The sequence below is a fragment of the Falsiroseomonas oryziterrae genome (assembly GCF_021864505.1).
Lineage (GTDB): Bacteria > Pseudomonadota > Alphaproteobacteria > Acetobacterales > Acetobacteraceae > Falsiroseomonas > Falsiroseomonas oryziterrae.
Map to the genome: position 1 here is coordinate 1 of NZ_JAKJIB010000170.1, position 8,138 is coordinate 8,138.

Genomic DNA, 8,138 nt, shown 5'->3' on the forward strand with positions numbered 1-8,138 from the left:
CGCCGACGGCGCCCACCGCCAGGGCGTGAATCGCCGGGCCAACTGTTCTGAGGGAGTCACGCGATGGCGACCTACCGCTTCCCCTATCTCGACCCGCATCAGACGCGGGAACGCGAGCCGACGGATTGGGAGATGGCGCTGGCCGGCGCGATCGAGGCGGCCTTCGGCCAGGGCCACCACGAATTGCCGGCGCTGGTCGCGGCGCTGAACGCCTCGCGCGTGCGGCCACAGGCCGGTGGGCCGTGGACGGAAGAGAATTTCACCGCGCTCATGCGCGAGCTGGGGAGGTAGGGCGATGAGCAGCGTCCTCGAACGGCCAGCGACCCTGGCGCCGACCGACCAGGAGGTGCAGGGCTATCTCGCGACTGGCCTCCGGAACCGCTGGTATCCGGTGCTGCCGTCGCGCTTCGTCGAGACCGGCGGGCGACCGGTCGGCATCACGCGGCTGGCCGAGAAGCTGGTGCTGTGGCGCGACGCGGAAGGTGCGGTGCATGTGCAGCAGGATCGCTGCCCCCATCGCGCCGTGCCGCTGTCGAAGGGCATGAACGAGGGCGACCGCCTGCGCTGCGCCTATCACGGCGTGGAGGTCGGGCCCGACGGCACGGTGCTCGCCGTGCCGGGGCAGCCGGGCTGCCCGCTGGAAGGCCGCAAGGCGGTGCGGACCTTCCCGGCGGTGGAGCAGGCGGATGCGATCTGGGTGTGGTTCGGCGATGCGCTGCACCACGATCCCGCGCCGTTCAGCCCACCAGAGCAGATCGCCGGCGGGGAGTGGGCGAGCTTCTGCTGCTACGCCGACTGGAACGCGTCCTGGCGCTACATCTACGACAACCTGATGGACCCGATGCATGGGACGTTCCTGCACGCGAACTCCCACACCATGTACCAGGGCGACACCCAGGCGACCTTCGTCACCCGCGACACGCCGAAGGGCTTCGTCTTCGAGAAGGCCGGGCAGCGCGACGTCAACTTCGACTGGTCGGAGTTCCTGGACGACGGCGGGCTGTATGTGCGGCTCGAGATTCCCTATCCGAAGACCGGTGGGCCGGGCGGCAACTTCGGCATCGTCTCGGTCATCACGCCGATCGACGAGACGAACTCCGCGTGCTTCTTCTTCCGCGTCCGCCGCGTGCAGGGCTGGCAGCGCGACGTGTGGCGGTTCCTGTATCGCACCAAGCTGGAACCGCGGCACTGGCATGTGCTGGAGCAGGACCGCGAGATGATGGATGGCTGCGGGCTCGGGCTCGAGAAGCACGAGATGCTCTACCAGCACGACGCCGGGCTGATCCGGCTGCGGCGTTACCTGGCGAAGGAAGCGCGGGCGCAGCTCATGGCGCTGCGGGAAGCCGGGAAGGCATGAGCACCATAGGGATACTCGGCGGCGGGATCGGCGGGCTCGCCGCGGCCATTGCGCTGCGCGGCATCGGACGCGAGGTGGTGGTGTTCGAGCAGGCGCGGCAATTCGGCCGCGTCGGCGCCGATATCAACCTGACGCCGAATGCGGTGCGCGCGCTGGACGGGCTGGGCCTGGGCGAGGCGCTGCGGGAGACGGCGGCGCGGCCGCGCTTCCGCATCAGCCGGATGTGGGACACGGGCGAGGAGACCTCGCGCCTGCCGATGTCGGATGCGGCGGAGGCGAGCTACGGCGCGCCGCAGCTGACGCTCCATCGCGCCGACCTGCTGGGCGCGCTGGAGCGCGCGGTGCCGGCGCCGGCCATCCGGCTCGGCCATCGCGCGGTGTCGGTGCAAGCGGATGCCGATGGCGTGACGCTCGGCTTCGAGGGCGGCGCGACGGCGCGCGTCGCGGCGCTGGTCGGAGCGGACGGCATCCATTCGGTGGCGCGCAGCGCCCTGCACGGGGCGGAGGCGCCGCGCTTCACCGGCGTCGTCGCCTTCCGCGCGGTGGTGCCGGCGGAGCGGCTGGCGGGCGTGCCGAATCTCGACAGCTTCACCAAATGGTGGGGGCCGACGCCGGACAGCCAGATCGTCACCTTCCCGCTCAACCGCGGGCGGGAGATCTTCGTCTTCGCCACCATCGGGCAGGAGAGCTGGCGGCACGAGAGCTGGACGCAGCCGGGCCATGTGGAGGAGCTGCGCGCGCTGTACGCCGACTACCATCCGGAAGCGCGGGCGCTGCTGGATGCCTGCGACACGGTGCTGAAATCGGCGCTGTGGGAGCGTGATCCGCTGCCCTTCTGGTCGCGCGGGCGCGTGACGCTGCTGGGCGACGCGGCGCATCCGATGCTGCCCTTCATGGCGCAGGGCGCCTGCCAGGCGGCGGAGGATGCGGTGGCGCTGGCGAGATGCGTCGAGGCCGCGCCGGATATCGAGACGGCCTTCGCCGATTACGAGCGGATGCGGATGCCGCGCACGGCGCAGATCCAGCTCGGCTCGCGCGCCAACACCTGGCTGCGCACGCATGGCAATGCCGACTGGCTCTACGGCTACGATGTCTGGCGCGCGGCACCGGGGGAGGCGCCAGGGGAGGTGGTTGCGGCATGAGGCGACGTGTTCTTCTCGGCGCCGGCGTGGCGCTGCTGGCCGCGCCGGCGCGGGCGCAAGGCTTGCCGGCGGGCTTCCCGAGCCGGCCGCTGACGCTGGTCGCGCCCTTCACGCCGGGCGGGCCGATCGACGTGCTGGCGCGCGTGCTCGGCAATGGGTTCCAGGCGCGCGGCAGCGCGGCGGCGACGGTGGACAACCGGACGGGCGGCGGCGGGACCATCGGCATCGACCTGGTGCGGCGCGCGGCGCCTGACGGGACGACGATGCTGGTGATCCCGGCGGGCAACCTGACGATCAGCCCCACCATCACGCGCAACCTTCCGTACGACGTGGAGCGGGACTTCGCGCCGGTCTCGATGATGGCGACCACGTCGAACGTGATCGTCGCGGCCGCCGGCAGCCCGATCCGCAGCGTGCAGGACCTGGTGGCGGCGGCGCGGGCGCGGCCGGACAGCATCTCCTATGGCTCGTCGGGGGTGGGCAGCCAGCTGCACCTGCAGATGGAGCTGCTGCGGTCGAAGGCCGGGATCGAGATCCTGCACGTGCCCTATCGCGGCACGACCCAGGCGCTGACAGACCTGCTCGGCGGGCGGATCCAGCTGCTGTCGTCGAACCTGCCGGTGATCCTGCCCGGCGTGCGGGAGGGGCGGCTGCAGGCGGTCGCGGTGACGACGGCACGGCGCGTGGCCGAGCTGCCGGACGTGCCGACGCTGATGGAGGCCGGCTTCGACATCGATGTCACGTCCTGGTACGGCCTGCTGGTGCCGCGGGCGACGCCAGCGCCGGTTGTGCGCGCCATCGCGGAGGCAACCGAGGCGGTTCTGCGAGATCCCGCGACGGCGCGCAGCCTGGCGGCGCAGGGACTCGACATCGTCGCCGAACCGCCCGAGGTTTTCGCGGCACGGATCCGGCGGGAAACGGCGCTCTGGGCGGAGGTGATCCGGGCCCGCGGGATCACGGCTGAATGAACGAAGAACAAGGCCTAGGGGAAGGATCAACGGGGATGGCATTCTCGGGCGTGGACGCCGTCACCTTCGGGGTCGCGGACATGGCGGAGGCGCGTCGCTTCCTGGACGATTGGGGGCTGCGCCAGGTCTTCGCCGGCGACGACCGGCTGGTCTACGAGACGCGCGACGGCGGCGAAGTGATCGTGCGTCCGGCCGACGCGCCGGACCTGCCGCCGGCGATCGAACCCGGCAACACGGTGCGCGAGGTGACCTGGGGCGCGGTGGACGCGGCGGGCCTCAAGAACTCGCTCGCGCGCCTGTCCGCGCATGGCGCCCTGGTGCCTGGGCCGGATGGGCTGCCGCGCGCGGTGGATCCGAACGGGCTGCGCCACGCCTTCCGCGTCAGCCGCCGCCGCCAGGTGCAGGTGACGCCGACGCCGGTGAACGCGCCGGGCAACCCGGCGCGCATCGACCGGCGGTCCCCGGTGCATGAGCGGGCGGAGCCGATCAAGCTCGGGCACATCGTGCTCTTCGCCGCCGACTTCCCGGCGATGCGCGCCTTCTACACGGACGCGATGGGCTTCATCGTCTCGGACGAGTATCCGGGGCACGGCGTCTTTCTGCGCTGCCGCAAGCGCGGCGAGCACCACAACCTCTTCATCCTGAACCGCCCCGGCAAGCCGGGCGTGAACCACGTGGCCTTCACGCTGACCGATGTGCATGAGGTGATCGGTGGCGGCATCGCGATGGCGCAGAAGGGCTGGCGGACCGAGATCGGGCCCGGGCGGCATCCGATCTCGTCCGCGTATTTCTGGTACTTCCACAACCCGCTCGGCCCACCGGTGGAATACTACGCCGACGACGACTACTGCACAGAGGCGTGGGAGGCGCGCGAATGGGTGCGCAAGCCGGAGCTCTTCGCCGAATGGGCGATCGCCGGCGGCATCGACGGCACCACGCGGCGGCAGAAGGTCGCGACTGACGACAGCGGCAGAGGCCATGCGTGATGCGCGCTGAGCTGCGCCGCATCGTCGCGGTGGAGGCGCAGCGGCGGCGCAGCGGTCGGTTGCCGCGCGTGGTGCATTCGCTCGGCACCGGCGAGAGCTTTCCCGTCCTGCCGCGCGACGACGGCTTCGTCGACGTCGCCAGCGGGATCGAAGTGCGGGCGGAGGAGGGGCGCATCCTGCTGCCGCAGGGTGCTGTCGCCTTCGCGCTCGACGGCGATGTGGGCTTCGCGGGCTACGACCCGGAGACGCGCGAGCGCTTCACGGGACGCGGCGCGGCGGGCGCCTCCGTGACCGTCTACGACGAGCGCGGCGACTTCTTCCAATACGCGATGCTGGATTGGGAGGAGGCATGAGCACGACGCGTCGCGGATTGCTGGCGCTGGCCGCGCTCGCGCCGGGCGTGGCGCGGGCGCAGCCAGCATTCCCGAGCCGGCAGGTGTCGGTGGTGGTCGGCGTGGCGCCCGGCGGCACGGCCGACATGGCGGCGCGCATCCTGGCGGCCGAGTATCCGCGCCATTTCGGCGACCGCTATCCCTTCGTGGTCGAGAACCGCCCCGGCGCGGCAACGCAGATCGGCACGGCGCATGTCGCGCGGCAGCCGGCGGATGGGCACACGCTGCTGGTCGCCGGCGCGCCCTTCGCGATCAATCCCGGGCTGTTCCCGCAGCTGCCCTACGACACCGCGCGCGACTTCGCGCCGGTCACGCTGCTGGTCCGCAACGGGCTGTTCCTGGTCGTGCCGGCCGCCCATCCTGCGCGCGACCTGCCTGGCTTCCTCGCCTTCGCGCGGGAGCGCGGCGGGGCGAATGTCGCATCCGCCGGCAATGCCTCGATGAGCCACATGGCGCTCGAACTGCTGGCGAGCCGCACCGGCGCGCCGCTGACGCATGTGCCGTTCCGCGGCAGCGGGCTCGCGATGCCGGCGCTGCTCGGCGGGCAGGTGGACGCGATGTTCGAGAACCCCTCCACAGCGCTGCCGCAGGTGCGCGAGGGGCGGCTGCGCGCGATCGCCTTCAGCGGGGCGGAGCGCAGCCCCGCGGCGCCGGAGGTGCCGACGGTGGCGGAAGCCGCGGGGCTGCCCGGCTATCTCGCCGTGAACTTCTTCGGGCTCTGGGCGCGGGCGGGAACGCCGGAGCCGCTGCTCGACCGGCTGCATGCGGCGACGGTCGAGATCCTGGGGCGCGCGGATGTCGTGGAGCGTTTCGCGCGCGACGGGGTGGAGACGTCGCCGATGGCGCGCGATGCGTTCGGGTTGTTCGTCGCGGAGCAGATGCGGGTCTGGGCGGAGGTGGTGCGGGAGCGGGGGATCCAGCCCGGGTAGAGCGCCGTCCGATCAGCCTGCATCGCCACTGGCGACGATCACCGCGCCGCGCTTGCTTCGGCGGATGTCCCTGGCGCATCTTGGCCCGAGGAGCCCGCGCCCATGACTCTCCGGAAGCCGCTCGGCGTCGTCGTCGTGCTGGCCTGCCTTGCATCCCCGGCCTTGGCTTCCGGCTGGCCGCCCTCGGCCCACGAGGGCGCCTCGCCGGAGGCGATGCTGTCGGACTCCGTCGTGACGACGGCGCTCCTGGCGCATCTCGCCCCGGGCGAGCTTGACCTGCTCCGCGACATGGCGCGGCAGGCCGCCTTGCCGGACGGCTATCTCCGTCCCGCCGAGCGCGAGGAGGGCGCCCCGTCCGATGCCCCGCTGATGGCCGGTGCCTGCGTGCCGGCCGGCTGCGATGTCGGCCAGTTCAAGCTGGTGGTGGCGGCGGATGGTCGCGCCTGGGTCGGGCTGTCGCGGGGCTCCGGGTGGATGGTCCTGGGCCCGCCGCCGCCGGAGGAGGTGGAGCGGCTGCTTGAGCCCTTCCCGGGGTGCTGAACCCGGGGGCGCCAGGTTGGGCCCTCGAGCGACCTTTCGCGTTGAGTGACGGTCTCGCCGCCTCGATGGGGTAGCCCGCACGGGCAGATGGCAATGGTGCCGCTCTTCCGACTGTCGGACGAGAGCTGTGCAGCGGTGGTGCGGGAGCGGGGGATCCAGCCGGGGGAGGGGGGCCATGGCAATGGCCCCCCTCCCCAGCCCTCCCCTGCGAGGGGGGAGGCGGCTTGTTGTGCTACGCGGCGTCGAAGCGGACGGTCTCGGCGCCGGCCTCGCCGACCACGACCCAGGCGGTGCAGGGGCCGATGCCGGCGTTGCGGAACCAGTGCGGGCGGCCAGCCGGCGTGAAGAGCAGGTCGCGCGGGCCGAGCTCCATCTCGACCGTCTCGCCATCCTGCTCCCAGCCCACGATCAGGCTGCCCTCCAGCACCATGATCGCGTCCTCGACCGTCCGCACATAGGGCTTCACGCCGACGCCGGCGGGGATGCCCCACATCTCCTTGCGGCAGGTGTCGCTCTCGACGCCGCCGGGGCCGACATAGACGCGGCGCTGGAAGCCGGCCGCCTCGCGGATCGCCGGCGCCTCGGCGTGGCGGATGACGTAGGGCGCCATGGCGCGCTGCAGCGGATGGTCGCCCTGCGCGTCGAAGGGAACGGTCTTGCCGGGCGCGGCGCCGAAGGCGCGGGCCAGCGCGGGATCCACGCCGGTCTTCGGGTGATACAGGTAGCGCGGCGGCAGCGGCTTGCCGACGTCGACGCTGATCGTCATCAGCACCGGCTCGATCCCGTCATTGCGGAAGCCGTGGCCGATGTCGCGGGCGTTCAGGATCATGTCCTTCGGGCCGAGCTTCACCTCGCAGACCTCGCCGTCGCGCTCCCAGCCCACGGTCAGCACGCCGGCCAGCACGAGGAAGCTCTCCTCGATCTCATGCGCGTGGCAGGCGGCGTAGTTGCCGACCGGCTTGTGGATGAGGCTGAGGGTGAAGTGTTCGGGCGGGAGCGTGCCGGGCTCGCCGACCTTCGGGCTGCCGCCGGCGCCGATGTAGCGCATCTGGGCGCGGGCGAGTTCGGGAAAGCCGCGGTTCGAGGGGAAGGCGTCCCAGTCGAAGCTCTTCTGGACGTGGCGCACGACATGGGCGCGGAGCGCCGTGGCGAGCGGGGTGGCGGGCTTCGTGATGGCGTTCATGGTGCGTCTCCTCGGGGGCGGATGGGATAGCGTGACGCAGGGGCGCCGCGTAGGCTGCGTTTCATGGGCAAAACACCCGTGGGGAAGGCTCCCGCTGCGGAGCGGGCCGAGGGGGACCGCTATCTGGTGCCCGGCCTGGCGCGCGGGCTCGAGGTGCTGGGCTGCTTCGGGGCGGAGGCACCGCGCCTGACGCCGGCCGAGCTGGCGCGGATGCTGGGCGTCACGCGCTCGGCGCTGTTCCGCACGCTCTACACCCTGACGGAGCTCGGCTTCCTGCAGCACGATCCCGCGACAGGGCGCTTTGCGCTGGGGCCGGCGCTGCTGCGGCTCGGCCATGGCGTGCTGCCGGGGCGCGACGTGGTGGAGGTGGCGCTGCCGATCCTTCGGCAGCTGCGGGACGCGACCGCCTGGTCGGCGCATCTCGGCGCGCTGGACGGGGCGGAGGTGGTCTATCTGCTGCGACTCCCGGCGCGGCCGGGGGCGCGCAGCCTGGTGCGGGTGGGGTCTCGGCTGCCGGCGCATGCGACGGCGATGGGGCGCGTGCTGCTGGCCGGCCTCGGCGAGGCGGAGCTTGCGGAGCGGATCGCGGCCGCGCCAAGGGGACGCGGCTTCGCGCCGCCGCCCGGCGCGGTGCTGCGTCG

At 72.5% G+C, this 8,138-nt stretch carries 10 protein-coding genes; 9 read left to right on the forward strand and 1 reads right to left on the reverse strand.

All coding sequences use genetic code 11. From position 1 onward, the window contains the following. Window positions 1-63 precede the first annotated feature (63 nt). The 8 genes from L2I40_RS14015 (at window position 64) to L2I40_RS14050 (ending at window position 6,314) form a co-directional block, all read left to right on the forward strand. The gene (locus tag L2I40_RS14015; protein ID WP_237215582.1) at window positions 64-291 is read left to right on the forward strand and encodes a recombinase-like helix-turn-helix domain-containing protein; all 228 of its coding nucleotides are present in this window, start codon (window positions 64-66) and stop codon (window positions 289-291) included. A 4-nt stretch (window positions 292-295) separates the two neighbouring features. Further along, window positions 296-1,357 (forward strand): aromatic ring-hydroxylating dioxygenase subunit alpha, encoded by a 1,062-nt coding sequence (locus tag L2I40_RS14020; protein WP_237215583.1) that lies wholly within the window; start codon window positions 296-298, stop codon window positions 1,355-1,357. After that, the gene (locus tag L2I40_RS14025; RefSeq protein ID WP_237215584.1) at window positions 1,354-2,499 is read left to right on the forward strand and encodes an FAD-dependent monooxygenase; all 1,146 of its coding nucleotides are present in this window, start codon (window positions 1,354-1,356) and stop codon (window positions 2,497-2,499) included. The genes L2I40_RS14020 and L2I40_RS14025 overlap by 4 nt, the downstream gene beginning before the upstream one ends. After that, entirely contained in the window at window positions 2,496-3,467 is a 972-nt protein-coding gene (locus L2I40_RS14030; RefSeq protein ID WP_237215585.1) for a Bug family tripartite tricarboxylate transporter substrate binding protein, read from the forward strand. Before L2I40_RS14025 ends, L2I40_RS14030 begins: the two co-directional genes overlap by 4 nt. 35 nt (window positions 3,468-3,502) lie before the next feature. Next, window positions 3,503-4,453 (forward strand): VOC family protein, encoded by a 951-nt coding sequence (locus L2I40_RS14035; protein ID WP_237215594.1) that lies wholly within the window; start codon window positions 3,503-3,505, stop codon window positions 4,451-4,453. Continuing rightward, a complete protein-coding gene (locus L2I40_RS14040; protein ID WP_237215596.1) occupies window positions 4,453-4,806 on the forward strand; it encodes a hypothetical protein in 354 nt (117 codons plus the stop codon). Before L2I40_RS14035 ends, L2I40_RS14040 begins: the two co-directional genes overlap by 1 nt. Then, entirely contained in the window at window positions 4,803-5,774 is a 972-nt protein-coding gene (locus tag L2I40_RS14045; protein ID WP_237215597.1) for a Bug family tripartite tricarboxylate transporter substrate binding protein, read from the forward strand. Before L2I40_RS14040 ends, L2I40_RS14045 begins: the two co-directional genes overlap by 4 nt. A gap of 102 nt (window positions 5,775-5,876) precedes the next feature. Continuing rightward, window positions 5,877-6,314 (forward strand): hypothetical protein, encoded by a 438-nt coding sequence (locus tag L2I40_RS14050; RefSeq protein WP_237215599.1) that lies wholly within the window; start codon window positions 5,877-5,879, stop codon window positions 6,312-6,314. Window positions 6,315-6,546: 232 nt separating this feature from the next. Here L2I40_RS14050 and L2I40_RS14055 read toward each other — a convergent pair whose 3' ends face one another. Beyond that, the gene (locus L2I40_RS14055; RefSeq protein ID WP_237215601.1) at window positions 6,547-7,497 is read right to left on the reverse strand and encodes a cupin domain-containing protein; all 951 of its coding nucleotides are present in this window, start codon (window positions 7,495-7,497) and stop codon (window positions 6,547-6,549) included. Between the two features lie 63 nt (window positions 7,498-7,560). Here L2I40_RS14055 and L2I40_RS14060 point away from each other — a divergent pair. Continuing rightward, window positions 7,561-8,138: IclR family transcriptional regulator (locus L2I40_RS14060; protein ID WP_237215603.1), on the forward strand; the 578-nt coding region annotated here is incomplete at its 3' end.

Excerpts from the sequence above, each read along its gene's own strand:
- L2I40_RS14015 (WP_237215582.1), top strand. The coding sequence starts at position 64 with ATGGCGACCTACCGCTTCCCCTATCTCGACCCGCATCAGACGCGGGAA.
- L2I40_RS14020 (WP_237215583.1), top strand. The coding sequence starts at position 296 with ATGAGCAGCGTCCTCGAACGGCCAGCGACCCTGGCGCCGACCGACCAG.
- L2I40_RS14025 (WP_237215584.1), top strand. The coding sequence starts at position 1,354 with ATGAGCACCATAGGGATACTCGGCGGCGGGATCGGCGGGCTCGCCGCG.
- L2I40_RS14030 (WP_237215585.1), top strand. The coding sequence starts at position 2,496 with ATGAGGCGACGTGTTCTTCTCGGCGCCGGCGTGGCGCTGCTGGCCGCG.
- L2I40_RS14035 (WP_237215594.1), top strand. The coding sequence starts at position 3,503 with ATGGCATTCTCGGGCGTGGACGCCGTCACCTTCGGGGTCGCGGACATG.
- L2I40_RS14040 (WP_237215596.1), top strand. The coding sequence starts at position 4,453 with ATGCGCGCTGAGCTGCGCCGCATCGTCGCGGTGGAGGCGCAGCGGCGG.
- L2I40_RS14045 (WP_237215597.1), top strand. The coding sequence starts at position 4,803 with ATGAGCACGACGCGTCGCGGATTGCTGGCGCTGGCCGCGCTCGCGCCG.
- L2I40_RS14050 (WP_237215599.1), top strand. The coding sequence starts at position 5,877 with ATGACTCTCCGGAAGCCGCTCGGCGTCGTCGTCGTGCTGGCCTGCCTT.
- L2I40_RS14055 (WP_237215601.1), bottom strand. The coding sequence starts at position 7,497 with ATGAACGCCATCACGAAGCCCGCCACCCCGCTCGCCACGGCGCTCCGC.